This window comes from Thermus igniterrae ATCC 700962 (assembly GCF_000376265.1).
Classification (GTDB): Bacteria; Deinococcota; Deinococci; order Deinococcales; family Thermaceae; genus Thermus; species Thermus igniterrae.
Genome location: NZ_AQWU01000070.1, coordinates 1 through 25,844, shown reverse-complemented (window position 1 = coordinate 25,844; position 25,844 = coordinate 1). Strand labels below are relative to the sequence as shown.

At 68.0% G+C, this 25,844-nt stretch carries 29 protein-coding genes; 19 read left to right on the top strand and 10 right to left on the bottom strand.

All coding sequences use genetic code 11. The features are described 5' to 3' along the window. From narI to B128_RS0109695, 5 genes are read right to left on the bottom strand one after another with little or no spacing between them, the layout of a single operon-like run. A complete protein-coding gene (narI, locus tag B128_RS0109715) occupies positions 1-678 on the bottom strand; it encodes a respiratory nitrate reductase subunit gamma (protein ID WP_018112080.1) in 678 nt (225 codons plus the stop codon). Between the two features lie 3 nt (positions 679-681). Next, complete coding sequence (locus tag B128_RS0109710; RefSeq protein WP_018112079.1) at positions 682-1,194, bottom strand: nitrate reductase molybdenum cofactor assembly chaperone; 513 nt, start codon at positions 1,192-1,194, stop codon at positions 682-684. A 9-nt stretch (positions 1,195-1,203) separates the two neighbouring features. After that, positions 1,204-2,739: a nitrate reductase subunit beta gene (narH, locus tag B128_RS0109705; protein WP_018112078.1), complete on the bottom strand. Its 1,536-nt coding sequence runs from the start codon at positions 2,737-2,739 to the stop codon at positions 1,204-1,206. Positions 2,740-2,749: 10 nt separating this feature from the next. After that, positions 2,750-6,340 (bottom strand): nitrate reductase subunit alpha, encoded by a 3,591-nt coding sequence (locus B128_RS0109700; RefSeq protein ID WP_018112077.1) that lies wholly within the window; start codon positions 6,338-6,340, stop codon positions 2,750-2,752. 2 nt (positions 6,341-6,342) lie between these two features. Then, on the bottom strand, positions 6,343-7,137 hold the full coding sequence (locus B128_RS0109695) for a c-type cytochrome (protein ID WP_018112076.1): 795 nt from the start codon (positions 7,135-7,137) through the stop codon (positions 6,343-6,345). A 95-nt stretch (positions 7,138-7,232) separates the two neighbouring features. Between B128_RS0109695 and B128_RS0109690 the strand changes: the two genes are divergently transcribed. Together B128_RS0109690 and B128_RS0109685 are read left to right on the top strand one after the other, a co-directional pair. Then, on the top strand, positions 7,233-9,032 hold the full coding sequence (locus tag B128_RS0109690; RefSeq protein ID WP_018112075.1) for an AfsR/SARP family transcriptional regulator: 1,800 nt from the start codon (positions 7,233-7,235) through the stop codon (positions 9,030-9,032). A 3-nt stretch (positions 9,033-9,035) separates the two neighbouring features. Next, positions 9,036-9,689: a Crp/Fnr family transcriptional regulator gene (locus B128_RS0109685; protein WP_018112074.1), complete on the top strand. Its 654-nt coding sequence runs from the start codon at positions 9,036-9,038 to the stop codon at positions 9,687-9,689. A 96-nt stretch (positions 9,690-9,785) separates the two neighbouring features. Here B128_RS0109685 and B128_RS0109680 read toward each other — a convergent pair whose 3' ends face one another. Beyond that, a complete protein-coding gene (locus B128_RS0109680) occupies positions 9,786-10,055 on the bottom strand; it encodes a ferredoxin family protein (protein ID WP_018112073.1) in 270 nt (89 codons plus the stop codon). A 118-nt stretch (positions 10,056-10,173) separates the two neighbouring features. Between B128_RS0109680 and B128_RS12380 the strand changes: the two genes are divergently transcribed. The 7 genes from B128_RS12380 (at position 10,174) to B128_RS0109645 (ending at position 13,982) form a co-directional block, all read left to right on the top strand. Beyond that, on the top strand, positions 10,174-10,461 hold the full coding sequence (locus B128_RS12380) for a hypothetical protein (RefSeq protein ID WP_018112072.1): 288 nt from the start codon (positions 10,174-10,176) through the stop codon (positions 10,459-10,461). Positions 10,462-10,465: 4 nt separating this feature from the next. Next, positions 10,466-10,831: a YbaN family protein gene (locus tag B128_RS0109670; RefSeq protein WP_018112071.1), complete on the top strand. Its 366-nt coding sequence runs from the start codon at positions 10,466-10,468 to the stop codon at positions 10,829-10,831. An 85-nt stretch (positions 10,832-10,916) separates the two neighbouring features. After that, entirely contained in the window at positions 10,917-11,114 is a 198-nt protein-coding gene (locus B128_RS0109665; RefSeq protein ID WP_018112070.1) for a DUF542 domain-containing protein, read from the top strand. Further along, positions 11,111-11,407 carry an AraC family ligand binding domain-containing protein gene (locus tag B128_RS12725; protein ID WP_018112069.1) on the top strand — a complete coding sequence of 99 codons (297 nt, stop codon included), beginning with the start codon at positions 11,111-11,113 and terminating at the stop codon, positions 11,405-11,407. The genes B128_RS0109665 and B128_RS12725 overlap by 4 nt, the downstream gene beginning before the upstream one ends. Then, on the top strand, positions 11,404-11,781 hold the full coding sequence (locus tag B128_RS0109655; RefSeq protein ID WP_018112068.1) for a hypothetical protein: 378 nt from the start codon (positions 11,404-11,406) through the stop codon (positions 11,779-11,781). Before B128_RS12725 ends, B128_RS0109655 begins: the two co-directional genes overlap by 4 nt. 43 nt (positions 11,782-11,824) lie before the next feature. After that, positions 11,825-12,922 carry a YwiC-like family protein gene (locus B128_RS0109650; RefSeq protein ID WP_018112067.1) on the top strand — a complete coding sequence of 366 codons (1,098 nt, stop codon included), beginning with the start codon at positions 11,825-11,827 and terminating at the stop codon, positions 12,920-12,922. A 55-nt stretch (positions 12,923-12,977) separates the two neighbouring features. Continuing rightward, positions 12,978-13,982 (top strand): S1C family serine protease, encoded by a 1,005-nt coding sequence (locus B128_RS0109645; protein ID WP_018112066.1) that lies wholly within the window; start codon positions 12,978-12,980, stop codon positions 13,980-13,982. Here the strand turns inward: B128_RS0109645 and B128_RS0109640 are convergent. Beyond that, complete coding sequence (locus B128_RS0109640; protein ID WP_018112065.1) at positions 13,979-14,953, bottom strand: P1 family peptidase; 975 nt, start codon at positions 14,951-14,953, stop codon at positions 13,979-13,981. The genes B128_RS0109645 and B128_RS0109640 overlap by 4 nt on opposite strands. A 44-nt stretch (positions 14,954-14,997) precedes the next feature. Between B128_RS0109640 and B128_RS0109635 the strand changes: the two genes are divergently transcribed. The 6 genes from B128_RS0109635 to B128_RS0109610 all read left to right on the top strand — a co-directional run bounded on the left by B128_RS0109635 (position 14,998) and on the right by B128_RS0109610 (position 20,895). Beyond that, the gene (locus B128_RS0109635; RefSeq protein WP_018112064.1) at positions 14,998-16,059 is read left to right on the top strand and encodes a class II aldolase/adducin family protein; all 1,062 of its coding nucleotides are present in this window, start codon (positions 14,998-15,000) and stop codon (positions 16,057-16,059) included. Continuing rightward, the gene (locus B128_RS0109630) at positions 16,056-17,141 is read left to right on the top strand and encodes a zinc-dependent alcohol dehydrogenase (protein ID WP_018112063.1); all 1,086 of its coding nucleotides are present in this window, start codon (positions 16,056-16,058) and stop codon (positions 17,139-17,141) included. The genes B128_RS0109635 and B128_RS0109630 overlap by 4 nt, the downstream gene beginning before the upstream one ends. Positions 17,142-17,212: 71 nt before the next feature. Then, the gene (locus B128_RS0109625; protein WP_026175162.1) at positions 17,213-18,250 is read left to right on the top strand and encodes an AAA family ATPase; all 1,038 of its coding nucleotides are present in this window, start codon (positions 17,213-17,215) and stop codon (positions 18,248-18,250) included. Further along, on the top strand, positions 18,210-19,079 hold the full coding sequence (locus B128_RS13390; RefSeq protein ID WP_026175161.1) for a DUF58 domain-containing protein: 870 nt from the start codon (positions 18,210-18,212) through the stop codon (positions 19,077-19,079). The genes B128_RS0109625 and B128_RS13390 overlap by 41 nt, the downstream gene beginning before the upstream one ends. Further along, positions 19,046-19,966 (top strand): vWA domain-containing protein, encoded by a 921-nt coding sequence (locus B128_RS0109615; protein WP_018112060.1) that lies wholly within the window; start codon positions 19,046-19,048, stop codon positions 19,964-19,966. Before B128_RS13390 ends, B128_RS0109615 begins: the two co-directional genes overlap by 34 nt. Beyond that, positions 19,963-20,895 (top strand): vWA domain-containing protein, encoded by a 933-nt coding sequence (locus tag B128_RS0109610; RefSeq protein WP_040683613.1) that lies wholly within the window; start codon positions 19,963-19,965, stop codon positions 20,893-20,895. The genes B128_RS0109615 and B128_RS0109610 overlap by 4 nt, the downstream gene beginning before the upstream one ends. On the opposite strand, the gene B128_RS0109605 is transcribed toward B128_RS0109610, so the two are convergent. After that, the gene (locus B128_RS0109605; protein WP_026175160.1) at positions 20,892-21,143 is read right to left on the bottom strand and encodes a hypothetical protein; all 252 of its coding nucleotides are present in this window, start codon (positions 21,141-21,143) and stop codon (positions 20,892-20,894) included. The two genes, B128_RS0109610 and B128_RS0109605, sit on opposite strands and share 4 nt — an antisense overlap. Positions 21,144-21,243: 100 nt before the next feature. Here B128_RS0109605 and B128_RS0109600 point away from each other — a divergent pair, with 100 nt between their 5' ends. Genes B128_RS0109600 through B128_RS0109585 form a run of 4 tightly spaced genes read left to right on the top strand, consistent with a single transcriptional unit; the run spans position 21,244 to position 24,349 of the window. Then, entirely contained in the window at positions 21,244-21,729 is a 486-nt protein-coding gene (locus B128_RS0109600; protein WP_018112057.1) for a peroxiredoxin, read from the top strand. Beyond that, positions 21,726-22,235, top strand: a complete 510-nt coding sequence (locus tag B128_RS12370) for a dihydrofolate reductase family protein (protein WP_018112056.1) — start codon at positions 21,726-21,728, stop codon at positions 22,233-22,235. The genes B128_RS0109600 and B128_RS12370 overlap by 4 nt, the downstream gene beginning before the upstream one ends. Positions 22,236-22,245: 10 nt before the next feature. Continuing rightward, positions 22,246-23,100, top strand: coding sequence for a cell division protein FtsX (locus tag B128_RS0109590; protein WP_018112055.1), 855 nt, complete (start codon positions 22,246-22,248; stop codon positions 23,098-23,100). A 1-nt stretch (position 23,101) separates the two neighbouring features. After that, positions 23,102-24,349, top strand: a complete 1,248-nt coding sequence (locus B128_RS0109585; RefSeq protein WP_018112054.1) for a murein hydrolase activator EnvC family protein — start codon at positions 23,102-23,104, stop codon at positions 24,347-24,349. Positions 24,350-24,391: 42 nt separating this feature from the next. Here the strand turns inward: B128_RS0109585 and hpf are convergent, their stop codons facing one another. Both hpf and ftsE read right to left on the bottom strand, forming a co-directional pair. After that, complete coding sequence (hpf, locus tag B128_RS0109580) at positions 24,392-24,952, bottom strand: ribosome hibernation-promoting factor, HPF/YfiA family (protein ID WP_018112053.1); 561 nt, start codon at positions 24,950-24,952, stop codon at positions 24,392-24,394. Next, positions 24,949-25,677 (bottom strand): cell division ATP-binding protein FtsE, encoded by a 729-nt coding sequence (gene ftsE, locus B128_RS0109575; RefSeq protein ID WP_018112052.1) that lies wholly within the window; start codon positions 25,675-25,677, stop codon positions 24,949-24,951. The genes hpf and ftsE overlap by 4 nt, the downstream gene beginning before the upstream one ends. Between the last annotated feature and the right edge of the window lie 167 nt (positions 25,678-25,844).

Sequence of the window (25,844 nt, the reverse complement as noted above, 5' to 3'; positions counted from 1 at the left end):
TCACCTCGCCAGCTTGCGCACCCAAACCACGATTTGCCAGGGCCTTAGGAGATAGCCCAGAGGTACAGTGATCACGTGGACCAAGCGGGAGAAGGGGAAAACGGCCACAAGGAGCCAGAAGTTGAAGACGTGGAACTTGATCCAGAAGGGTAGGTCCAGGAGGAGCTCAGGCCGGGGCTGCAGGGTGAGGACGCTCCAGAGGTAGGGGGTCATGACCGCGGGGAACCAGAAGCTCCCGTAACGGTAGAAGAGGGCGGTCAGGACCCCAGAGAGGGCGGAGAGGAGAATCAGGACCAGGACCAGGTAGTCCATGCCCGTGGAGGCCGCCCGCACCCGGGCCACCGAGATCCGCCGGGCCAGGAGGACATAGGTGCCCACCAGAGCCCAAAATCCAAGACCCAACCCGGTGATCTCCAGGAGATAAAGCCTCACGGGCACGGCGTTCCAAAGGAGCAGGCCCTTGGGCAGGAGGAGGGCCAAAAGATGGCCCAGGAGAACCAGGACCAGGCCCCAGTGCATGGCGGTAGAGCCGAAGAAGAGGCGCTTCTGCTCCAGAAGCTGGCTGGACTGGGCCGAGACCGAGAAGGGCCTGTAGACCATGCGGTAAGCGGTGACCCCCACCGCCAGGGTAAGGGCGATGTAGGGGAAAACACCGAAAAGGAGTGTGTTCCAGTTCATCCTTCACCTCCCGGCCAAGACCCCTTGGACCGCCTCCTGCACCGCCTCCAGCACCAGGAGGTAGGGGTTCTTGGCATCCAATGTCTTCAGGGTCTTGTGCATCTCGGAAAGGGCCTTGGGCAGGATGTCCACCAGTTCGGGGAGCGTGTGCTCACACCGGGCCAGGTAGCGGAGCACGTTAGCCAGGTGGTCGGGAAGTTCGCTACCCGGGTCCAGGTTCAGCTCCCGGTAGGCCCGGACCAGGGCGGCGAGGAGCTCCCCGCGCTGGTAGCTTTCCCCATAGACGGCGAAGCCCACGTAGGGGGCGGTGGTGGGGGTCAGGTCCAGGGTGCGGGTGTAAAGCTCCTCCCATTCCCCCAGGGAAAGCTCCTCCACCGTGCGTAAAAAGCGCTCCAATTTCTGCTTGGCGGGCCCGCGGGGGCACTCAATCCAGCGCCGCCAGAGCTCCTCCATCCGGCCCGGCATGGGGTAGTCCAGGGCCAGGGCCAAGGTGTCCAAGAGCGTGGGGTTTACCATGCCACCCTCCTATTCGCCCCGCACGGGAGGCTGAACGTAGCCAAAACCGGCCTCACCCTTGGCGGCCAGGGGGTCTTTCCAGACCTCGGCGGCCATCTCCCGGTGGTATGGAGGCAAGACAAAGCGCTCCTCGAGGGTGGGCAAGGTGGTGAGGCGGTAGATGGCCTCGGCCTCCTCGAGGGTGAGCCCGGCATCCGCCAGGACCCTAAGGGCCTTCTCCGTAACACCCCCTTCCAAGCTTTCCTGCCGCTTCAGGAGGCGTACCGCCAAGAGCTTCTTCAGGATGGGGACAATGAGCTCCTTCTTCCCCGCAGCAAAGAGGTTGGCCAGGTACTCCACGGGCATGCGAGCCTTTTCCAGATTGTCGTAGAGTTCAAAGTCCAGGTTGCTTTCGGGCAAGTCCAGGCGCACCAGACCGCCGTTCCCCTGGCTGGCCCTGAGGGCCTTCTCCACCGTAGCCACCACTGGGGAAAGAGGGGGGACGTAGAACATCATGGCCAGAGTCCGGTACTCGGGGTGCAAGGGCAGGGCCAGGCGCCAGACCTTGACGAACTTGTAGAGGGGAGAGTTCTGGGCTGCCTTGATCCAGCCCTCATCCAACCCCTCGGCCCTGGCAGCGGCGATGACCTCGGGATCAAAGGGGTCCAGGATGATGTCCAGCTGGGATTCCACCAGCCGTTCGTCCGGGACCATGGCCGCCTCGGGGATGCGGTCGGCATCGTAAAGCAGGACCCCCATGTAGCGGATCCGCCCCACGCAGGAATGGGCGCAGGCTGGGGCCTGGCCCGTCTCCAGGCGGGGGAAGCAGAGAATGCATTTCTCGCTCTTTCCCGTGGCCCAGTTGTAGTAGACCTTCTTGTATGGGCAGGCGGCCACGCACATCCGCCATGCCTTGCACTTGTTCTCGTTAACCAGCACCACCCCGTCCTCCGCCCGCTTGTAAATGGCCCCCGAGGGGCATGCGGCCACGCAGGCCGGGTTCAGGCAGTGGTTGCAGATGCGGGGCAGGTACTGGAAGACCACCCCCTCAATCTCGGAAAGCTGGGCCTGCACCTCGGGGTCCAGCCCCTTTAGGTTGGGATCGTTGGCGGCGTAGAGGGGGCTTCCCGAGAGGTCATCGTCCCAGTTGGGCCCGGCCCCTGGGGTCATGGGTTCCCCCGTGATCATGGAGATGGGGATGGCGGTGGGCTGATCCTCCCCTTCCGGGCTGGTGAAGAGGTCGCTATAGCGGAAGGTGTAGGGTTCGTAGTAGTCGTCCAGGGAAGGGAGGGCGGGGTTAAAGAAGAGACGGAAAAGTCCCTGGGCCCGGGAGTGCAGGCGGAGGTCCAGGTGGCCGTCCTTGTACTCCCAGCCGCCCCGGAAGCGCTCCTGGTCCTCCCAGCCCGTGGGGTACCCGGTACCGGGCCGGGTTTCCACGTTGTTCCACCACATGTACTCCGCACCTTTGCGGTCGGTCCACAGGTTCTTGCAGGCAATGGAGCACGTGTGGCAGCCGATGCACTTGTCCAGGTGGAAGAGCATGGAAACGTGGGCTCTAACCTTCATGGCTTCCTCCTTACCACTCGGGGGCCTTGTCCAGCTTGCGCACGTAGACCCAGGTGTCCCGGTTCACCCCCACGGGGCCCCAGTAGTTGAAGGCGTAAGTGAACTGGGCGTAGCCCCCCGACATGAGCACGGGCTTGAGGCGGGCGCGGGTGATGGAGTTGTTCATTCCCGCCCGCTTGCCCCGCAAGGGGCTTTTGGGAATGCCCACGGTCCGCTCCGTGGCGTGGTACACGAAGACCGTACCCCGGGGAATACGGGCGGAAACAATGGCCCGCTGGACGAAGACGCCGTTGTCGTTGAAGAGCTCCACCCAGTCGTTGTCCTGGATGCCCAGCTCCGCGGCGTCCTTATCGTTAAGCCAGATGGGGTAGCCGCCCCGGGAGAGGGTCATCATGCGGTGGTTCTCCGAGTAGGTGGAGTGGATGGACCACTTGCCGTGGGGAGTGATGTAGTTCATCAGCTTGCCCAGAGCCTCCCTGGCGCTTTTCTCCGTTTCTTGGAGCATGTAGACCTCGGGCCTGGGCTTGTAGGTGGGCAGGTGCTCTCCCCAGGCCAGGTAGTTGGGGTGGTCCAGGTAGAAGTGTTGCCGCCCTGTAAGGGTGCGCCAGGGGATCTGGCGCTCCACGTTTAGGGTGTAGGGGCTGTAGGCCCGCCCATGGTTGATGATGGCGCTCCAGGTGGGGGTGGTGAGCTGGCGGCGGGGCTGGGCCACCAGGTCCTTGAAGGAGATCCGCACGTGGCGGTTCCCCTCGGCCAGGTCGGTGAGCTGGACCCCGGTTTTCTTCTCCTCGTCCAGGAAAGCCCGGTAGGCCAGCTCCCCGTTGGAAACGGGGTCCAGGAAAAGGATGGCCTCCGCCACCTCCCGGGCCTCCTCGAGGCTCGGCCGCTTCTCCCCCTCGTAGACTCGCGGCTGGCGCTCGGCCAGCTCCCGGTAGAAGTCCTCCACGGGAATGGAAAGCCCGTGCATCCCCACGCCGTTCTTCTCCACCGCCGGGCCCAGGGTGACCATCTTCTCGTAGAGCTTGGTGTAGTCCCGCTCCACCACCCGGAACTTGGGCATGGTCTTGCCAGGGATGGCCTCCACCTCCCCCTTCTTCCAGTCCCGGTCCTCGGTCTGGGCCAGTTCGTCAGGGGTGTCGTGCTGGAGGGGAATCATCACGATGTCCTTCACCGGCTTGGGCAGGTGAACCCGGGCCAGCTCGGACACCTTGCGGGCAATGGCCTTGTAGATTTCCCAGTCGGGCTTGGACTCCCAGGCAGGGGGCACAGCGGCTTGGAGGGGGTTGATGAAGGTGTGCAGGTCAGTGGTATTGAGGTCATCCTTCTCGTACCAGGTGGCGGCGGGGAGGACGATGTCGGAGTAGAGGGCACTGGTATCCATGCGGAAGTTGAGGTCCACCACCAGGTCCAGCTTCCCCTCGGGGGCTGGCTTGCGGTAGACCACCTCTGACACGTGTCCCTCGGCCTGTTCTTCGGCGATGGCGGTGCTGTGGGTGCCCAGGTAGTGGCGCATGAAGAACTCGTGCCCCTTGGCGCTGGTACCGATGGCGTTGCCCCGCCAGATAAACCAGACTCGAGGCCAGTTTTCAGGAGCATCGGGGTCCTCCACAGCAAACCGGAGCTCCCCCCGCTTCAGGGCCTCCACCACGTGCTGAACGATCTCTGCCTCGGTCTTGGCCCCCTTGGCCTCGGCCTCCGCCACCACCTGCAGGGGGTTCTTGTTGAACTGGGGGAAGAAGGGAAGCCATCCCTTCCTGACCGCCCGTACCTGGTGGTCAATGGTGTGATCGGAAAGCCCCTGGGCTGTCTTATCGTAGGCGGCGAAGCCCCGCTCGTAGCGCCACTGGTCGGAGTGGACGTAGTGGAAGCTGGGGGTGTTCTGCTGCCGCGGAGGGTAGCCCCAGTCGGTGGCGAAGGCGATAGGGGCCCAGGAAGCCTGGTTGGCCAGCTTCTCCTGCCCCACGTAGTGGGCGAGGCCGCCCCCGTTCACCCCCACGCTTCCTGTGAGCATCAAGGCCACGATCCCCGCCCGGTACATGAGGTTGTTGTGGTACCAGTGGTTGATGCCGGCCCCGATGATGATGAGGTTCTTACCCTTGGTTTTCAGGCCGTTCTCTCCCCAGGCCCGGGCGTACTTGAGGAGGGTATCGCGGTGGATGCCGGTCCACTTCTCCTGCCAGGCCGGGGTGTAGGGCAGGTCATCCTCGTAGCCCTGGGGGTAGTCCCCAGGAAGACCCCGGCCCACCCCGAACTGGGCCATGAGCAGGTCAAAGACAGTGGTCACCGCCACCCGCTCCCCTTCCCGGGTGGTCAGGTACTTCACCGGCACGCCCCGCCGGAGCTTTTGGTCCGAGGCGAAGTCGTCAAACTCCACCAGGGCCACCTCGTCCTCCACCCCTAGGAGGCTGAGACGGGGGTTGAGGGGCTCCCCGGTCTTGGGGTCCTCCAACTTCAGGTTCCACTTCCCCTTTTCCTTCTGCCAGCGGAAGCCGAGGGTGCCTCCGGGCATCCTGGGGCCTTTGGTTTCGTCAAGGATCAGGAGCTTGAAGTCCCCGTTCTCCTCCTCGGCGTACTCCGCAAGACGGTTGGCCCGCAGGTAACGCCCGGGGCGGCCCCCTTTGATCTCTACCAGGAAGGGGCTATCGGTGTAGCGCTTCAGGTAGTCCTGGAAGTAAGGGACCTCCCGCTCGGCGTAGAACTCCTTGAGGAGCACGTGGTTCACCGCCATCCAGAAGGCCCCATCCTGGCCAGGGTGGATGGGAATCCACCAGTCGGCGTACTTGGAGACCTGGGAAAAGTCGGGGCTGAAGACGGTGAGCTTGGCCCCCGCATGCCGCACCTCGGCGATGAAGTGGGTGTCGGGGGTACGGGTCATGTTGAGGTTGGAGCCCATGACGGCGATGAAGCGAGCGTTGTACCAGTCCGCGGACTCGTGGACATCGGTCTGCTCGCCCCAGATCTCCGGGGAGGCGTTGGGCAGGTCGCAGTACCAGTCGTAAAAGCTCATGGGCACGCCCCCCAGAAGGGAAAGGAAGCGGCTCCCGGCGGCGTAGGAGATCTGGCTCATGGCAGGGATGGGGGAGAAGCCGATGACCCTGTCGGGCCCGTAGCGCTTTACCGTGGAGACCACCGCAGCGGCGATGAGCTCCAGCACCTCCTCCCAGCTGGCCCGCCTAAACCCTCCCTTGCCCCTGGCCTTCTGGTAGCGCTTGCGCTTGTGGGGGTCCTGTTGGATGGCCTCCCAGGCCGCCACCGGGTCCGGGTTCTGCCGCTTGGCCTCCCGCCAGAGGTCCAGGAGGGCCCCCTTGGCATAGGGGTACTTCACCCGGATGGGGCTATAGAGGTACCAGCTGAAGCTAATGCCCCGCTGGCACCCCCGGGGCTCGTAGGGGGGGAGGCCCGCCTCGAGGCTCGGGTAGTCGGTAGCCTGAAGCTCCCAGGTGACGATCCCATCCTTGACAAAGACCTCCCAGGAGCAGCTCCCGGTGCAATTCACCCCGTGGGTGGTGCGCACCCGTTTGTCGTGCTGGAAGCGGTTGCGGTAGAACTCCTCCCACTTCCTCTCCGTGGGGCTTTCTATCTCCTTAATCCAGTCCTTCATGTCTACCTCCTAAGCTGGCTACGGATACGCTCTGCAAGGCTTTGGGGACGCATTTGCCAGAGGATGGCCTGGTAGAGAAGCAAAAGGCCCAAAAGGACTAGCCCCGCCACCAGGAAGCGGCCCTGGTAGAGGGAAGCCGGCCGGGGCGCCTCCTGGGAAACCTGGACCAGGAAGGCCGCCAGGGCCGCAGCCTCTACTTCGGTCAAGGGCTTGTCCTTATAAGCCTCCCGCATGACCAAAAAGGCGGGGTTCTGCAAAACCGCCCTCAGGCCAGCCTCGCCCCCCAGCCGCTTAGCGGCATCCGTCAGGTCGCGGCCCAGAGACCCTCCCCCGAGAAACCCCACCCCGGCCACAGTGTGGCAAGCCTGGCAGGGCGCCCCTCCGTTCTGCAGGGCCTTCTGTCCCAGATAGAGGGCCCGGCCCAAGGCGGGATCCCCCTGTACCTGGGGTGCGGGGGCTGGAGGCTGGGCGGAAGCGCCGGAGAGGCCCTTGAGGTACTGGGCAATGGCCCGGGCGTCGGCCTCCGCCACCTGGGGCATGGGGGGCATGACCCCGCTATAGGCCACCCCCTTGACCTCCAGGGGGCCAGAGAGCCCCTCCCGCACCACCTTCACCACGTAGGCCTCGTCGGCCACCCTGGGGTTCCCGGCCAAGGGGGGAATGGCCCCGGGTATACCCTGCCCCTCCGCCCCGTGGCAGGCGGCGCAGTGCTGCCCGTAGAGGGCCTTGCCGTCCTGGGCCAGGGCCAGACCCAGGAGGAAGGCCAGGGCCAGGGGATAGAGCCTTACTCCCTTCATCCTCACCTCCGGTTCCCAGTGTGGAACCCTCACCTTGCGCCTACTTCTCCCCTCCGGGACATCTGTCCTAAAAGATGGGCCTACCCTGAGAAGGGATGAAGCCCCTAGCCCGGCTCCGGCTAGACCCCTGGGGAAGGGCCAAGGTCCTCGAGGCCGACCCCTCCTTGGGCCTGGAAGGGTCCGATCTCCCCTGTGCCCTCCTGGTGCAGGGGCAGGACCCCTTTGGCCGCCCTCTCTGCGCCCGATGCCCCGTGCAGCGGGAGCTCAAGCGGGGAGCTTACCGGGCCAGCACCCCTCTGCTCCTCAAGGGCAAGCGCCTGCGCTGCCAGGGGTACCGGGAGGATGGGGGCTTTTTAATAGAGTTTTACCCAGAAAAGGCCGAGCCCCCGGACCTCCTGCTGGAGCTCTCCCGCTTCACCCAGCACCTCCTACGCCATCCCGAAGCCTTCCCAGAGGCCCTGGAGACCTTCTTGGGCACCTTGCGCAAGGCCCTGGGCATGGAGGCCGCCGAGCTCTTTCTGGCCGACCCCGAAGGCCACCACCTGATCCTCACCGCCTACGAGGGCCTGCACCGCGAGGCCTTTTTGGAAAAGCCCTGGTTCCAGCTCGGGGAGGGCTACCCGGGCATCGTGGCCCTGAAGCGCGAGCCCCTTTACACTCATGCCCTCCAGCAAGATGCCCGCTACCTGCGGCAAAAGGTGAAGCAACTGGGCTACCAGACCTACATCTGCTACCCCCTGGAGCTACCCCAGGGCCTCATTGGGGTTCTGAACTTGGCCTCCCGCGACCCGGGGGCCAGGCACGAGGAGGCCCTGGACACCCTTTCCCGCATCGGTCCCCTTTTCGCCAGCACCCTCTACACCCTTCTTACCCGCCTGGGGGAGGCGGGGCTCATGGCCTTGGAGCAACACCTCCATCGGGGCGAGGTCAGCCAGGCCCGGCACAACCTTCTCAAGGAACTCAAGCGCTTCAGCAAAGCCACGGGCGTCCGGGTAGCCACCCGGGGCGGGGAGCGGCTAGAGCTGGGGTTGGTGCCCACCTGTGCCATGCGGGACTGCCCCGCCTGGCGAGGGGAGGTGGTGGGGTTCAAGAACGGCCTTCCCGACTGCCCTGAGGCCGAGGGAAGGCCCCGGATCTGCTTCCCCCTTTGGGCCCGGGGCGAGGTGGCGGCGGTGGGCACCCTGTTCCACGCCCGCCCGCCCAAGCCTCCCACCGGGCCGGCTGCCCCAGTCCTGTGGTTGGCCCGCCTGGCTACCCCCTTGCTTTTCATCCCCCTTCCCGAGGAGCCCCCGGAACTCGAGGTCTACGCCCTGGGCGGGTTCAGGGTGTGCTACCGCGGGCAGGAGCTCTCCCCCAAAAGCTTTGGCCGCACCGGGGCCTTCCGCCTCCTCAAGTTCCTTCTAGCCAACAAGGAGCGCGCCCTTTACGCAGACGAGCTTTGCGAGACCTTCTTCCCCCATCTGCCCCCGGAAAAAGCCCGCCAGGAGCTCTACGCCCTGGTCTACCACCTGCGCAAGGCCCTCCCCGGCTTGGTGGTGCGCGAGGGGGAGTACTACCGCCTGCACCTGCCGGAAAAGCGCTACCTGGACTTTGAACGCTTTGAGGAGCTCATGCGCAAGGCCGACCTGGAGGAGGGCCTTTCCGCTTTTAAGACCCTGCGCCAGGCCCTAGAACTTTACAAGGGCCCCCTCTTCGGGGACGACCCCTACGGGGAGTGGGCGGAGGGCGAGCGGGCCTATCTGCAGGACCGGGCCCTCTCCGGGTTGATGCGCTTGGGGGAGCTGGCCGAGGCCTTGGGCTACAAGGAAGTGGCCAAGGAGGCCTATGCCCGGGCGTTACGCTTAGAGCCCTTGCTGGAGGAGGCCAGGGAACGCCTTCTGGCCCTGAGGGAGTGAGGTGTGGAGCTTTCCCAGGTTCCCCTTTTCCGCGAGCTCTCCTTGGGGGACCTCGAGGCCCTGAGGCGCGAGTCCCAGACCCGACGCCTCACGAAAGGAGAAGTCCTTTTTCTGGAAGGGGAGCCTGTTAGAGCCCTTTTCGTGGTGCAAAAAGGCCTCATCAGGGTCTACAAGCTGGACCCGGACGGGCGAAAACAGCTCACCCTGCACGTGGAAGGTCCGGGCCGGGTTTTGGCCGAAGTGGCCCTCTTCCTGGATCGCCCCACCTATCCCGCCAGCGCCGAGGCCCTGGAGGCGAGCGAGGTCCTGGCCATCGCCAAGGAACGCTTCTTCCAGCTGGTGGAGGCCCGCCCCCCCTTGGCCCGGGCACTGATCCGCTACCTGGCCCGGCGCCAAGGGCAACTTTTGCACCTCCTGGACCGCCTGGTCTTCCACGAGGTGCGGGAAAGGCTCTGCGAGTACCTTCTGGAAAGGCTAAGGGAAGAGGGACAAGGCTTCCGCCTCCCCACCAACTCCGAGCTGGCCGCTCTGCTGGGCACCGTGCCCGAGGCGGTCTCCCGCAACCTGGGGGAGCTCTACCGCCAGGGACTCGTTCGGCTTTCGGGCCGGCGGGTGGAAATCCCCGATCCCTTGGCGTTGGCACAGGTTATTCGCTGAGGGCGGCTTCGTCTTAGCCGGGGTTTTCGGGCACTTGGCCTACCGAGGCCGCATTTCCGTCCGGTGCGGGCCAAGGGACGAGAAAGACCCTGAAACCTAGCCTTTTTCCCCTAGGGTATGCACGTTGGGCAGGGTCCTTGCCCATTCCCTGTTCTTTTCTATGTAAATCCGCCACAGCTCGGGAACGTCCTCTTCGGGGAAGATGGCATTCACCGGACAGGCGGGCACGCAGGCCCCGCAGTCAATGCACTCGTCGGGATGTATGTAAAGCTGGTCGCCAGCATCGTAGATGCACTCCACGGGGCAAACCTCCTGGCAGGAACGGTCCTTGACGCCAATGCAGGGTTCACAGATCACGTGGGGCATGGTCCACCTCCAAGGTCCAGCCTGCCTCCGGGGGCTCTTGGTTGTCCATGACCAGGGTCAAAGGACCCCCAGGCCCTGAGGCACCTTCCCCCAGGGGTAGAGGGGATAGGGTGAAGGAATGGTGCATCTGCGGCAACCCCTTCCCCCCTACCTCCTCCGCACCCCGGAGGGGCAGAAGGTCTACCTGCCCGACCTTAAGGGCAGGACCCTGGTCCTGCTGCGGGACCTCCCCCTGGCCCAGGCCCTGGCCGCCCATAAGGAAGCCCTGGAGGCCCTCGAGGCCCAAGCCTTCCTCCTGGCCCCGACCCCCCAGGCAAGCCCCCTTCCCCTCCTCCTGGATCCGGAAGGCCAGCTCCTCGTGCGGCGTTATTCAGAAGGCGTTCTTCCCAAAGCGCCGATATCCTAAAACCATGAAGCTAGCTCTTCTCAGCCTTGGCCTCTTCTTCACCGGGCTTGGCTTCCTTGGCCTTTTCCTTCCTGTCCTCCCAGCCACCCCCTTCTTCCTAGTGGCCGCCTACCTCTTCTCCCGTAGCCACCCCCGCCTCGAGGGGTGGCTTCTTTCCCTTCCCCGGGTAGGCTCCCTGATCCAGGGATATCGGGCGGGAAGGGGCATCCCCAAGCGGGTAAAGCTCCTAGCCACAGGCCTGGCAGTAGGAGCGGCGGTCTTTAGCCTTCTCCGGCTACCCAACCCCATGGGCCAGGCCTTGGTAGCGGGCCTGGTGGCCTACGGGGTCTACTTTCTCTGGAAGCGGGTGCCCACCCAGGTAAAGGAGTGAAGGCCCAGACCGGCCCAGGCAAGATCCCAACCGCTTTGATCCAGGTCATGGCGGTAACACCCGGGACAAGGGAAGGCTAAGGGACGTGGAAGAGATCACCCTGGACACACCCGTGAACGAAATCCTGCGGCACTATCCGGAAGCGGTAAAGCTACTCAGTAGCTTTGGCCTGGACACCTGCTGCGGGGGAGCCGAACCCCTGAAAGAGGCCGCCCGGCAGGCAGGTCAGGAACCGGCACAGGTCCTGCAGGCCCTTCTCGGCTTCCTGGAGGCACAGAAATGAACCTACTGGAACAAGCCCGCTACGGAAACACGCGGCAGGTGCAACTCCTCGCCGACCATCCTGAGGTGCGCCTCGTCCTTTTCAGCCTCCAACAAGGCCAGGAAGTGCAAGGCCAAGGGGAGCCACGGGTCCACCTGCTCTGTCTGCAAGGACAGGGGGTCCTCTGGGCTGGGGACCGCGAGGTTAGGGCCACGCCAGGCACCCTCCTGGCCGCCGAGCCAGGGGAAGCCCACGGGGCCAAGGCAGGGGAAAGGTCCTTCTTGGTGCTTGGCATCATCACCCCCAGGCCATGATCCTCGCAAGCCGCCTCGCCCTCACTAGCGCCTTAGTCTGGTTTGGCTTCGCCAATCTCCTGGGCCTGCTCATGGGCCTCGGGGTCCTGCCCTACACCTGGCGGCCTGCCCACGCCCACCTGCAACTTATAGGCTTTGTGGGCCTCATGATCTACGGGGTCTCCTACCACGCCCTACCCCGGTTCCGGGGGGTGGTCTTCCGCAGGGCGGGGGTAGCCTTAATACAAGTGGTGTTGGCCAACCTGGGGCTTTTGGGCATGGCCCTGGCCTGGGGGCTGGCTTGGAGCCCCACGATTTGGGGGGTCTTTGCCGGAGTTTCCACCCTGGCAGGTCTTCTTTACATCCTCCTCATGCTGGAGGTGCTTTGGGTCTGAAGGACCTTTGCCCCCCAGTCCTTCCCCTACCCTGGAGGCAGGCATGCGCACCCCAAGCGTTCCTCTCAAAACGGTGGCCCTCCCCACGGAGCACGGGGGATGGGGCTTCACCCTAGAACCCCTCCTCCTCGCCCTCCTCCTCACCCCAGGACCCCACACCCTGGGGCTATTCCTGTTTGGCCTCTGTGGCTTCTTGGCTCGGCATCCCTTAAAACTCGCCTACCAGGACCTGCGGAAAGGAAAGCGCTACCCCCGCACGGACCTGGCCCTTCTGGTGGGCGGGGCCTACGCCCTCCTTGCGCTAGTGGGCCTTCTCCTGGCTGCCCTCACCGCTTGGGGGCCTTTCTTTTTACCCCTGCTGGCCGCTCTTCCTTTGGGGGCTTACGTGGCCTGGGCCGATGCCCACGGCCGGGCCCGGGAGCTTTTCGCCGAGCTGGCCGCCGCCCTCTTCATGGCCTCCTTGGCCCCCGCTGGGATTCTGGCCGGGGGGCTTGATGCGGAAGTGGCCCTGGGAAGCTTCCTGGCCCTGGCCCTCCGCGACGTGGCCGCCCTTTACTACGCCCGCACGCAGGTGCTCCGGGCCCGGGGGCTAAAGCCCAAGACCCACCCTGCCTTCCTGGCCCTCTGGAGCGCCTTCTTGGCCGCTCTCCTCCTCGGTTTCCTAGGCCTCCTTCCCTGGAGCGTACCCCTGGCCCTCGGCCTCCTTGCCCTTTACGGAAGCTTAGCCCTCCTGCGCCCCCCTGTCCCGGCGCGGGTCATCGGCTGGACACAGATGGGCTTCGGCCTCCTCCTGGTCCTCCTCACCGCCTTGGGATACACCTGGCAAGGCCTCCCTACCCTCCTCCTGGAGGCACCTTCCCTGCACCGCCTCCTGGGGTGGGGCCTGGTGGCCCTGGCCTTCCTGGCCGGCCTCTACCTCCTGCGCCGCCAGGAGGTGCCCCGGGGGGTGCGCCTCCTGGTGGGGCTTTACGACCTCAACGCCCTCCTGGGCCTCCTCCACTTGGCCCTGGGAGGAAGGCTCCTTCCCCACCCCCTCCTGGCCCTGCTGGGCGTGATCCTCCTGCACCGCCTCCTAGGGAGGCCCTACCCCTGGCCGGGCTTGGGCTTTCTCCTCTTAGGCCTCCTCCTCCTCTGGCACTGAGGGCAATGGTGGCCCTGCCCACCCTGCCTAGGGTTTCCGGCGGGAGAATGGGGGCATGAGGAAAGCCTGGGGTCTAGTCTTCCTCCTGCCCCTGGGCTCGGCCCTTTACGCCCTCTGGTCCCAGGGACCGACCACACGCTGGGCGGAGCCCGTTCAGGCCAGCCCCTCCGCCCTGCAGGAGGTGTACGCCCGGGCCCATCCCGCGGTCTTGCGCATAGACGGGCCCGAGGGCGGCCGGGGCACGGGGTTTTTCTACGCTCCGGGCCTAGTGCTCACCGCCTACCACGTGGTGGCCGAGGGGGGGCCTTTCACCCTGGTCCTGGCCAACCGCAGCCGGGCGGAGGCCCGGCTTCTGGGCTTCGCCGAGCCCCTGGACCTGGCGGTGCTGGCCACGGAGGCCAAGGCGCCCGCCCTGCTTTCCCTGGAAACCAATAGGCGGCTCCAGGTGGGGGAGGCCCTCCTCCACATCGGCAATGGCCGGGGCCAGTTCATCGCCCCCCGCTTCGGGCGGGTGACCCGGCTGGAGGTGAGCCCCTCCGCCTTCCTGCCCCAGGGGCTGGTGGAGACCAGCCTGCCCCTTTCCCCTGGGGACTCCGGGGGCCCCCTCCTGGACGCAGAGGGAAAGGTGGTGGGGGTAGCGGTGGCCATCGGCCAGACGGAGGAGGGCTTCCGCAGCTTCTTCACCCCCCTGCACGGCCGGGGTGGGGTGCTGGCCGCCCTAGAAGGGGGCGAGCGCACCTACTGGCCCTACCTGGGCCTGCGAGGCCCCAGGGCCCTCACCCCGGAGCTGGCCCGGGAGCTGGGCCTTCCCCCGGGGGGAGTGCTGGTGGGGGAGGTGGTGCCGGGCGGGGCCGCCCACCGGGCAGGCCTCAGGGGCACGGAAAGCGGGGGGGTGCCGGATGTGATCCTCGAGGTGGAGGGCACCCCGGTGAACACCTTTGAGGACCTCCTGCGGGAGGTGCGCAAGCGCCAGGTAGGGGACAGGGTGCGCCTCAGCGTGCGCCGGGGGAGCGAGGTCTTCCAGGTGGAGGCCCTTCTCGGCCCCTTCCCCGGGCGCTAGCCCAGGAAATCCCGGTAGCTGGGAACCCCGGGGAAGCCCTCCGCCAGGAGCACCGCCCGAGCAATGGCCCGGGAAAGAGCATCGGCGGCGTAGGCCCCCAGGCGCAAGAGGGCGTAGGGCCCCACCCCCCGGGCGTTCCCCAGGGCCAGGGCGAAGACTAGGTCCCCGTCCAGGGGGGTGTGGGCGGGGCGGATGGCCCGGGAAATCCCGTCCTGGGCCATGATGGCCAGGCGCCTGGCCTCGGCCTTGGTGAGGGGAGCATCGGTAGCCACCACGGCCAGGGTGGTGTTCTGGCCCAGGAGGAAGGGGTAGCGGTAGGCCTCGGGAACCCCCCGGTAGCAGGAGCGGTCGGGGAGGAGGGCCCGCTCCTCGGGGGCCAGGAGGTCCTCGGCGTAGAGCCTGCCCGTGAGGGGGTCAAAGGGGCGGCCGAGGCTATTCACCGCCGCCAGGGCCACTACCCTAAACCCCTCCTCCAGGAGGTAGCCGGCAAACCCCACACCCCCCTTCACCCCTCCCGCCACCGCCCCCGTGCCCGCCCCCACGCTGCCCTCCGCCACCTGGGGGGAGGCCTCGAGGGCCGCCCGGTAGCCCGCCTCTGGCCCCGGGGGGCGGTGCACCCCGCCCCGGCCCAGGTCAAAGAGGACGGCCGCGGGCACGATGGGCACCACCCCCCCGGGGGTGGGAAACCCCTTGCCCCGCTCCCGCAGGTAGGCCATCACCCCTTGGGCCGCTCCCAGCCCAAAGGCGCTCCCCCCGGTGAGCAAGACCGCCTGCACCCGCTCCACGGTGTTCTCCGGCAGGAGGAGGTCGGTCTCCCGGGTGCCGGGGGCCGCCCCCCGCACGTCCACCGCCGCCACCGCCCCCTCCTCCACCAGGACCACGGTACAGCCGGTCCGGGCCTCCCCATCGGTGAAGTGGCCGATGGAAAAGCCCTCCAGGTGCGCCCTGCCCGGGGCCAAGACTTCCGCCATGGGCCCAGTATGGAGTAGCCTAGGGGGCAAGGCAAGGAGGGGCTATGTGGGAATACCTGGTGCACGGCGAACCGACGCCCAAAGTCCAGGCCTTTTTGGAAGGGCTGGGAAAGGCCCTGGAGGCCCAGGGCTTCCGCCTGAACCCCGCCTCCGAGGCCCCCAACCTGGTGCTGAACGCCATCACCCCGGAAAACCCTAGGCCCTACCGAAGGAGGGCCCAGGCCACCTTTGTGGCCTCGGTGCTGGAGCTCCCCGAGTTCCCGGAAAACCCCCTGCAAAGCCTCTACCCCTACCTGGTGCGGGCCCTTTCCAACGTCCTCCTGGCCTACGTGCCGGGAAAAGGGGTGAAGTTCCTCACCCTGGAGCTCGGCCACTACCAGGAGCCCGAGGGCGAGGGGTTCTTCAGGCGGGTGGCCCAGCGCCTCCGCCCCATCGCCTGCAGCCGGCTGGTGATCAACAACATCTTTGAGCCCGACCTGGAACCCGAGCTCTGGCAGGGGGACGAGCTCACCAAGAGCATGTACTGGGCCGGCAAGAAGCTCAAGGAATGGGACCTCCTCCCGGCTCCCTTCCCCATAGAGGAGATCCTCCCCCCTGAGGACCTGCGGCACGTGAAGCGGCTCTACGGCATCGGGGGGCTTTCCTATGGCAACCTTTCCGTGCGCAAGGACGAGCGCCGCTTCTGGATGTCCGCCAGCGGGGTGGACAAGGCCAACCTCAAGGAGGTGGGCCGGGACATCCTGATGGTGAAAGACTACGACCCGCAGAGGAACGCCATCCTCCTCTCCGTCCCCCCCCACGTGGAGCCCAGGAGGGTGAGCGTGGACGCCATAGAGCACTGGATGATTTACCGGGAGCACCCCGGGGTGGGGGCCATCCTCCACGTGCACGCCTGGATGGAGGGGGTGCCCGCCACCCCCTTCAACTACCCCTGCGGCACCTACGAGCTGGCCCAGGCGGTGGCGGAGAAGGTGCGGGAAGCCCCCGACCCCAGCCGGGCGGTGGTGGGGCTCAAGAACCACGGCCTCACCATCACCGGCCGCAGCCTGGAGGAGATCATGGAGCGCATTGCGGGTAGGCTCATCCGCACCGTGCCCATGACATGAAAGCCCTCCGCTACACCCCTTCCCTCCCCCGCTTCTTCGCCGCAAGGGCCTTGGGCAAGCGCTTCCCCAAGGGCCTCCTCCCCCTGGGCCTCACCGAGGTGCCCCTGCCCGAGCGGAAGGGCTTCGTGCGGGTGCGCGTGCGCCTGAGCGGGGTGTGCGGCTCCGACCTGGCCCTCCTCTACGGCAAAAGCCCTCCCGCCATCAGCCCCTTCTTCTCCTTCCCCGCGGTCTTGGGCCACGAGATCCTGGGGGAGGTGGAGGGGAGCCTGGTGGCGGTGAACCCCCTCCTGGCCTGCGCCGACCGCGGCCTCCCCCCCTGCGCCAGGTGCCGGGAAGGGGAGGAGGGGCTTTGCGAGAACGTGGCCGAGGGCGCCTTAGCCCCGGGGATGCTGGGGTACAACCGCGACCTGCCCGGGGGATGGGGGGAGTGGGTCCTGGCCCGGCCTGAGCGCCTCTACCCCATCCCAGAGGGGGTACCGGAGGCCCGGGCGGTCCTGGCCGAGCCCCTGGCGGTGGTGCTCCGGGGCCTGAACAAGCTCAGGCCCTGGCCCGAGGAGGTGCTGGTCCTGGGCATGGGGACCATCGGCCTCCTGGCGGTGAGGCTCCTCCGCGCCCTGGGCTACGGGGGAAAGGTCTTCGCCGTGGCCAAGTACCCCCACCAGGCCCAGTGGGCCCGGGCCTTCGGGGCGGATGCCGTCTTTCCCAGCGCCAAGGAGGCCCTGGAGGCGCGGGCCAGGGGCTACCGCTACCTCCTCTTCCAGGGGTACCGGGGCGGCTACCCGGCGGTGGTGGAGGCCTCGGGAAGCGGCCGGGGCTTCCGGGAGGCCCTGGCCCTGGCCCGGGAAGGGGGCCGGGTCCTCCTCCTGGGGGCGCCGGGGCTGGACTGGGCCGACCTCTCCCCCTTCTGGTTCAAGGAAGTGGGCCTTTTGGGGAGCTACACCTACACCCGGGAGGAATTCGGGGAGGCGGTAGCCCTCCTGCCCGAGCTTCCGGGCCTGGAGGGGTTGGTGGGGGGGGTCTTTCCCCTAAAGGCCTGGCCCCAGGCCCTGGCCGCCCGGGGCAAGGCCCTCTTCCGGCCCTAGGAAATGTGCCCTAAAGGGGGGTGGCCTCCCCCAAGGGGGGCTATACTTCCGGGAAACCCCTGGAGGCGCACATGGCCTGGGATGAGGAACCCTTTTTGGAGGCCGGGGAGAAGCTCAGGGCCCTCCTCAAGGAGGTGAAGCGGGTCATCGTGGGCCAGGACCAGCTCCTGGAGAGGATGCTGGTGGCCCTCCTGGCCCGGGGCCACCTCCTCATTGAGGGGGTGCCGGGCCTGGCCAAGACCCTGGCGGTCAAGACCCTGGCCCAGGCCGTGGGGGGAAGCTTCAAGCGCATCCAGTTCACCCCCGACCTGGTGCCCGCCGACCTCCTGGGCACCCGCATCTACAACCCCAAGGAGGGAGAGTTCCGCACGGAGCTCGGTCCCATCTTCGCCCACCTCCTCCTGGCCGACGAGATCAACCGGGCCCCCGCCAAGGTGCAGTCGGCCCTCCTCGAGGCCATGCAGGAACGCCAGGTGACCCTGGGCAAGGAGACCTACCCCCTGCCCAAACCCTTCCTGGTGCTGGCCACCCAGAACCCCATTGAGAGCGAGGGCACCTATCCCCTGCCCGAGGCCCAGCTGGACCGCTTCCTCCTCAAGGTGGTGGTGGACTACCCCGCCTTCCACGAGGAGCTGGAGATCGTAAGGCGCATGACCACCGGGGAGGAGATCGCCGTGGAGAGGGTGCTCAGCCTGGAGGACCTCCTGGCCCTGGCCCGCCTAGCCGACCGGGTCTACGTGCACCCCAAGGTGGCCGAGCACGCCGTGGCCCTGGTCCAGGCCACCCGGAACCTGGTTGAGGCGGGGCTAAAGGACCTCAAGCCCTTCGTGGCCTACGGGGCCAGCCCCCGAGCCTCCTTGGCCCTGGTGCAGGGGGCCAAGGCCCTGGCCCTGGTGCGGGGCCGGGCCCACGCCCTGCCGGAGGACGTGCGCGACCTCTTCCCCGACGCCCTGCGCCACCGCCTGGTCCTCTCCTACCAGGCCCTGGCGGAGGGCGTGGGCGTGGAGGCCGTGCTCAAGGCCGTCCTGGAACGCTTCCCCCCGCCTTTCGTACCCCTTCACGACCCCTATGGAGACGCCCGAAGCCCTCTTGGCCCGCCTGGAGCTTGAGGTGGTGCGTCCCCTGGATGGGTTCCTCTTCGGGGACTACCGGGGGGTGTTCTACGGCCGCAGCCTGGAGCTGGCGGAAATAAGCCCCTTTAGCCCCGGGGACGAGGCGGAGCGCATAGACTGGCCGGCCACCGCCCGCACGGGGGAGGTGCACGTGCGCCGCTACCGGGAGGAGCGGGAGCTCACCCTCTGGCTCCTCCTGGACGGAAGCCCCTCCATGCGCTTCGGCAGCCGGCGCCGGGAGAAGTACACCCTGGCCCTGGAGCTGGCCCTGGCCGTGGCCCACATCGCCCTGCGGCACGGCAACCGGGTGGGGGCGGTCCTGCCTGCGGGCCTCCTTCCCCCCCGGGGAGGCAAGGCCCAGGCCCTTCTCCTGGCCCGGGAGGCCCTGCGCCCAGGCCCCCCCAGGCCCCTGGGGGAAGCCCTGGACCTCCTGGGCCGGGTGGCGCGGCGGCGGAGCCTCCTCTTCGTCTTCTCGGATTTTCTGGATAGTTTTCATGAGCCTCTGGCGCGCCTGGCGGCCCGACACGACCTGGTGGCGGTCCTGGTGGAAGACCCCCTGGAGCGGGCCCTGCCCGAAGGGGGGGTCTTCAGCTTCTTTGACCCGGAGACGGGGGCCACGGCGGAGGTGAACGCCTTTGACCCCCGGGTGCGGGCGGCCTACCAGAAGCGGGCCGCGGCCCTGCGGGAGGCCCGCATCCAGGGCATCCGGCGGGCGGGGGCGGACCTCCTCCTGGCCTCCACGGAGGCCGACCTGGTGCCCCTCCTCCTGGGCTTCGTGGAAAGGAGGCGAAGGTGGTCCTCAAGAGCCCCGAAGGCCTCCTCCTAGGCCTCCTCCTCCTGGGGATGGGGGGCCTGGCCCTCTGGTACCTGGAGAGGGCCGGGCAAAGGCGGCTCGCCCACCTCCTGGACCCCCCCTTCCGCCCCCCGCCCCGCCCCCTGGGCCTGGCCTACCTCCTGGCCCCCCCCCTCCTCCTCCTGGCGGCGGCCCGCCCCGAGGCCAGCCTCCCCTGGCGGGAGAACCTCACCCGGGTGGTCCTGGTGGTGGACACCAGCCACTCCATGGCCGCGGACGACGAAAAGCCGAGCCGCCTGGAGAGGGCCAAGGCCCTGGCCCAGGCCTTCCTGCGGGGCCTGGACCCCTCGGTGAGGGTAGGCCTGGTGAGCTTCGGACCCCAGGCGGTCCTCGTCCTCTCCCCCACCACGGACCGCAAGGCCCTCCTGGAGGCCCTCCAGGCCCTAAGGCCCGGGGGCACCAGCCCCCTGGGCCAGGGGCTTTTGCAGGCCAGGCGGGTCCTGCGCCCCGAGGGGCCGGAGCGGGACCTGCCCCAGGCCAAACCCCCCGCCGCCCTCCTCCTCCTCTCCGATGGGGCGGCCAACGCCGGGCGGGACCCTTTGGAGGTGGCGGCGGAGCTGACCCGGGCGGGCCTGCCCGTCTTCGTCCGCCCCCTGGGGGACCCCAGGGGCACGGTGAGCCGCATCGGGGAGGGGCTTTTCTTCGTGCCCGCTGACCCCATGCGCCTGTTGCGCCTGGCCCAGGCCACAGGCGGCAGCGTGCTCCAGGAGGACTTCCGTCCCCTCTACCAGGCCTTAAAGCCCCACCGCGTGTGGCGGCACCGCCCCCAGGAGCTTTCCCAGGCCCTGGTGGTGGCAGGGTTCTTGCTCTTCGCCTTTGGGGCCTACCGCACCCTGGCCCTGGAAGGGAGGTGGCCGTGAGCCTCCTGGCCCCCGAGGCCCTAAGCCTCCTCCTCCTTTGGGCCTTTCTCCTCCTGGCCCTTTACCGCAGGGCCCCCAGGGCCCGTCTGCCCCACCCCCTCCTGCCCCTCCTCCGGGAGGCGGCCAGGGAAGCCCGGGGCCCCCTTCCCTGGCTTCCCACGGCCCTCTTTGCCCTGGGGCTTCTCCTCCTGGCCCTGGCGGCCAGCCGGCCCCTCCTGCCTCTTCCCGGGCAGGTGAGCGAAAACGCGGCCATCCTGGTGGTGGACGTGAGTCGGAGCATGATGGCCACCGACCTCAAGCCCAACCGCCTCGAGGCCGCCAAGGAGGCCGCCCGCACCTTCCTCCGGGAAGCCCCCAGGGGGCTCCGCATAGGCCTGGTGGCCTTCAGCGGCTTCGCCCACACCGTCCACCCCCCCACCACCGACCGCAAGCGCCTCCTGGAAAGCCTGCAGAGCCTGGAGTTTGGCCGCTCCACGGCCATCGGCGAGGGCATCCTGGAGGCTTTGCGCAACATCCGCGAGGCGGGGGGCAAGGGGGAGGTCCTCCTCCTCACCGACGGGCGCAACCGCACGGGGGTAGACCCCCTGGAGGCCGCGGGGGAGGCCGCCCGCATGGGGGTGCCCATCTACGCCGTGGGGGTGGGGGTTCCGGGCTGGACCCCAGGGCCTGAGGACCTGGCCGCGGGCCTGGGCTTCTTCGCCGGGGCCTACGAGGTGGACGAGGAGCTCCTCTGGTCCCTGGCGGAGCTCACCGGTGGGAAGTACTTCCTGGTGGACTCGGAGGAGGAGCTCGCCCGCCTCTACCGGGCCCTGGCCAAGGAGGTGCGCCTCCAGGTTCAGCCGGTGGAGGCCACGGGGCTTTTGGGGGTCCTAGGGGGGCTCCTGGCCCTCCTGGGGGTAGCCCTCAGGCGCTACCTCTTCCCCGCTTAGGAGCCGCCAAAGGGGTTGGGCACGGGCTCCACCGGGAAAAGCTCCTGAGGCTCCCCCCCGGGCACGGGGAGCATGCGGAAGAACTCCCCGTTCAGGAAGAGGTAGACCTGGGGCTCGCAGGCCCCCTCCCCCTGGGGGGGAAGCTGGACGGGGAGGGCCACGGACTCAGGCCCCGGGGCCCGGAGCATCCAGGCGGTCCCCACCCCCAGAAGCCCTCCCAGGCACAGGCCCAGCAGGAAGGGTTTCATGCCCCTAAGGTAGCAGGCCGGGCCCCAGCGGAGGAAAGCCAGGCCACCTTTGGGGCGTTGGGCCACACCTGGCCCGCCCCCGCTTCCCTAGGCTAAGCCCATGCGCGCCCTCACCCTCCTCCTCTTCCTGGGCCTCTTCAAGGCCCAGGCCCTGGCCCCGGGGGACAAGGCCCCCCTCCTGGAGGCCACGGACAGCTACGGCCGCCCCGTGGACTTCCGGGGAAGCTACGTGGTCCTCTGGTTCTACCCCAAGGCCAAAAGCCCCGGCTGCACCGCCCAGGCCAAGCGCTACTCTGAGCTTTACCCCGAGTTCCAGCGCCTGGGGGCCCGGGTCTACGGCGTAAGCCACGACCCCGCCAGCGAGCAGTGCGACTTCGTGGAGAAGCTGGCCCTCAAGGGGGGGATGATCCCTGACCCAGAGGGGAAGCTGGCCCGGGCCTACGGGGTGCGGAACCTCTTCGGCTTCTACAGCCGGGACACCATCCTCCTCAACCCCGAGGGGCGCATAGAGCGCATCTGGCGGGGGGTTAACCCCTTCAAGGACGCGGACACGGTGCTGGCCTACCTGAAGGAGCGCTCCCGGTGAGGCTCATCTACCACCTGGCGGTGAGCCTCAACGGCCTCGCCACCCATCCGGAGGGCCCGGACTGGCTCGTTCCCTTTGCTGAGGCCGCTTTGGTCTACCTGCCCCGCCTCCTGGGTGAGGTGGACGGGCTCCTCATGGGCCGGCGCACCTACGAGGAGGCCCTGGTCCTGGGCTGGGCTTACGGGGAGAAGCCAGCCCTGGTGGTGAGCACCAAGGAAGGTCTGGGAGGGCCTGGCAAGCGGGTGGCAAGCCCGGAAGAAGCCATCCGCCTGGCCAGCACCCTGGGCCTCACCCGCCTGTGGCTCGTGGGAGGCCCCACCCTGGCCCAGGCCCTCCTGCCCCAGCTGAGCGAAGTGCGCCTGGCCTACTGCCCAGTGGTCCTCGAGGCGGGAAAACCCTTTCTGCAAGGCCCCCTCTCCCTGCGCCTCCTGGGGACCGAGGTCCTTCCCGGGGGCGTCCTCCTCTGCCGCTACCGCCCCCAGGTCTCTCCCACCCAGGGGCCTTAAGATATAGGGCGTGTACGCCATCCGCGAGGGCCTGCGGCAACTCCTCCGCCATCCCACGGCCAGCCTGGCCACCTTCTTCACCGCCTTGGTCTCCTTCGCCCTCCTCTACTTCCTGGGGCTTCTCCTTTGGAACCTGGAGCGGGTGGTGGACAACCTGGAGCGGGAGCTGGAGGTGGCCGCCTTCCTAAGGAAGGACGCCCAGGTGGAGACCCTCCTCCAGGCCATCCAGGCCTGGCCTGAGGTGGGCGAGGTGCGGCTCCAGAGCAAGGAGGAGGCCCTGGCCCAGCTGGTCCTGGACTACCCCTACCTGGCCGAGGCCCGGGACCTGGTGGAAAACCCCCTGCCCGACACCCTGCGCCTCAGGCTCAAGACCCCGGAGGCGGTGCGGGCGGTGGCCGAACGCCTCAAGGGGCTTCCCGGGGTGGAGGGGGTGGAGTATGGGGGAGAGCTCACCGAGCGCCTGGTGCAGGTGCTGGCGGGTAGCCGCCTGGCCATGGTGCTCCTGGTGGGCCTCCTCCTCCTCAACACCTTTTTCAGCGTGATGGGGGCCATACGGCTTTCGGTGGAAAGCCGCAAGGAGGCCCTGGCCATCATGCTCCTGGTGGGGGCCACCCGGCGCTTCATCCAGGGGCCCTTCGTGATGGAGGGGGTCTTCCTCACCCTGGGGGCCGGGGTGGTGGCGGTGGCCTTGGGCGGCCTCCTCTACCGGGCCCTGGCCCAGGCCCTGCAGGGCCTCCTGCCCTTTTTGCCTGTGCTCGGCCCGGAGGACCTCTGGCGCACGGGAGGGCTGGTCCTCCTCCTGGCGGTGGTGCTGGGGGCCGGGGGGGCCTACATGGCCAGCCGGGTCCACCTGAGGGAGGCCTAGGATGCGGTGGCTTGTGGCCCTGGTCCTGCTCCTCTCCCTGGGGATGGCCCAGGACCTCCGCACCCAGGAAGAAACCCTGCGCCAGCTGGAGGGGCAGGCGGCCAGGGCCAAGGCCCTGGAGGAAAGGACGCAGGCCCGCATCCAGGCCCTGAACCGCGAGCTTTCCCGCCTCTCGGAGCGGGTACGAAACCTCCTGGCGGAGAAGGGGCGCCTGGAGAAGGAAATTGCCCGCCTGGAAGGGGAAAGAGCCTCCTTGCGCCGGGAGATCGCCCGCCTGCAGGAGGAGGTGCGCCAGAAGGAGGCCCGCATCGCCAAGCTGGAGCGGGACCTGGGGGAGCTCAAGGGGAGGCTTCAGGCCCTCATGGGAAGCCTCCACCGGGAGAAGGCCGGGCGCTACCTCCCCCTCCTCCGGGCGCAGTCCTTCACCGACCTGGCGGTGCGGGCCCGCTGGGTGGGGTACCTCTCGGCGCGGGACGCCGAGCTGGTGCGCACCTTCCAGGCCACCCTGAAGGCCCTTAAGGAGGAACAGGAACGCCTCCGCCTCCTCCTTGCCGACCTCTCGGGGAAGGAACGGACCCTGGCGGAGACCCAGGGGGCTTTGGAGAGGGAGAGGCGGGGCCTCGAGGCCACCCTGGCCGCCCTCCGGCGGGAGGAGGAGGGGAAACGGGCCCTCCTGCGGGACACCCTCGAGGAAAGGGCGCGCCTCCAGGCGGAGCTAAGCCGGCTTCAGGCCCGGGTGCTGGCAGAGCAGAGGCGGCTTCAGGAGCTCCGCCGCCAGGAGGAAGAGAGGCGGCGGCAGGAGGAGGCTCGGCGCCGCCAGGCGGCGGCCAGGCCAGCCCCGGTGGTGGTGATGCCCCCACCCCCCCTGCCCGCCACCGTGGGCAACCTGGCCTTCCCCGTGCCCGGAGGGCGGGTCCTGGTGCCCTACGGCCGGGAGGGCCCCTTCCAGGTCATCCAGGGGCCCGCCCCGGGAAGCCCGGTCCAGGCCGCCGCCGAGGGGTACGTGGCGGGCATCCTCTACCTCCCCAACCTGGGCTACACGGTAATGCTGGTGCACACGGAAACCCTCTCCACCGTCTACACCAACCTGCAGGAGCCCCTGGTACAGGAAGGACAGAAGGTGTCCCGGGGCCAGCTTCTGGGCCACACCGGAGGAGGCCTCCTCATCCGCCCCGAGGAGCTGGAGTTCCGGGTGGCGGTGCGGGTGGGCGAGGAAACCCGCTTCGTGGACCCCGCCGCCTACTACTAACCCCCGCCGCAGGGCTTACCTGCGGCGGGACCAGAGGAAGGGCTAGGCGGGCTCAATGAGCCCGTAGTTCCCGTCCTTGCGGCGGTAGATGACGTTGATCTCCTCGGTCTCCGCGTTGCGGAACACGAAGAAGTCGTGGCCCAGGGCTTCCATCTGGAAGGCCGCCTCCTCGGGGTCCATGGGCTTCATCTCAAAGCGCTTCACCCGCACGATGCGAGGCCCCTCCTCCTCCTCAGGCTTGCGCAGGGCCTTCAGGTCCTGCACCTCAGGAGGCGGGGGCCCCTGGTAGGAGTGGCGCTTGCCCACGAAGCGCCGCTCCTTATAGCGCTTGAGCTGGGTCTCCAGCCGGTCCACCATGCGGTCAATGGCGGCGTAGAGGTCGGGGTCCTCCTCCTCCACCCGCACCAGCCCCCCGGGGAGATCCACCTGCACCTCCGCCTTGGCCTTGCGCTCCACATGGGCGCTACCCGCCAGGGAGAGCACCACCTTGGCCATGAGCTCCCCGTTCTGGTAGCGGTCCAGGCGGGAGAGCTTCCTTTCCACATACTCCCGGATGGCGTCGGTGATCTCCAGGTTGCGGCCGATGAGCTTGTAGACGTTCATGTGCCCTCCTTTCCGCCCCGGTCAGGGCTTTCCCTTACCCTTATGCTACCACCTTCCCCGGGACGCTCGTCCCGCACCACCTGGCCCGCCTTGAGGACCACCACCCGGGCGGGATAGGCCTCCAGAAGCTCGCGGCTATGGGTGGCCACCACCACCGTGGCCCCGCGGCTGTGGGCGGCCTTGAGGATGTCCAGGACCTGGAGGGCGTTTTCCAGGTCCAGGTTGCCTGTGGGCTCGTCCGCCAGGATCACGGGGGGATCCAGGAGGAGGGCGCGGGCGATGGCCACCCGCTGGGCCTCCCCCACGGAAAGCTCCTCGGGAAAGGCCCGCTTCTTGTGGGCAAGCCCTACCCGGCGAAGGGCGGTGGCGATGCGCTCAGGCCATTCCTTGCGGGGCACGCCCTGCACCTCCAGGACGAAGGCCAGGTTCTCCTCCACGGTTAGGTCGGAAAGGAGGCGGTGGTCCTGGAAGACCATGCCGATGCGCCGGCGGTGGAGGGCCACCTGGTCCCCCCTTAGGGCCTTGAGGTTCTGTCCGGCGAAGTAAACCGCCCCCTGGGTGGGCAGAAGCCGCCTCAGGATGAGGGCCAAGAGGGTGGACTTGCCCGCCCCGGAGTGGCCCACCACGTAGACGAACTCCCCCTTCTTGACCTCGAGGCTCACGTTGTAGAGGGCCTTGGTCCCCGTGCGGGGGTACTCGAGGCCCACCCGGTGGAAGGCGATCATGCCCTCACTATAACCCCCTTTTCGGATATTCACCTGCGTACTCACCTCACGCCACCGCCCGCAACACCCGGGTGATGGGCAGACCCGCCTGCCCAAGAAGCTGGGCCACCACGCTCCAGGCCATCACCCAAGCTTCCACTTGCAGGGCCACCGCCTTCAGCCCCCGT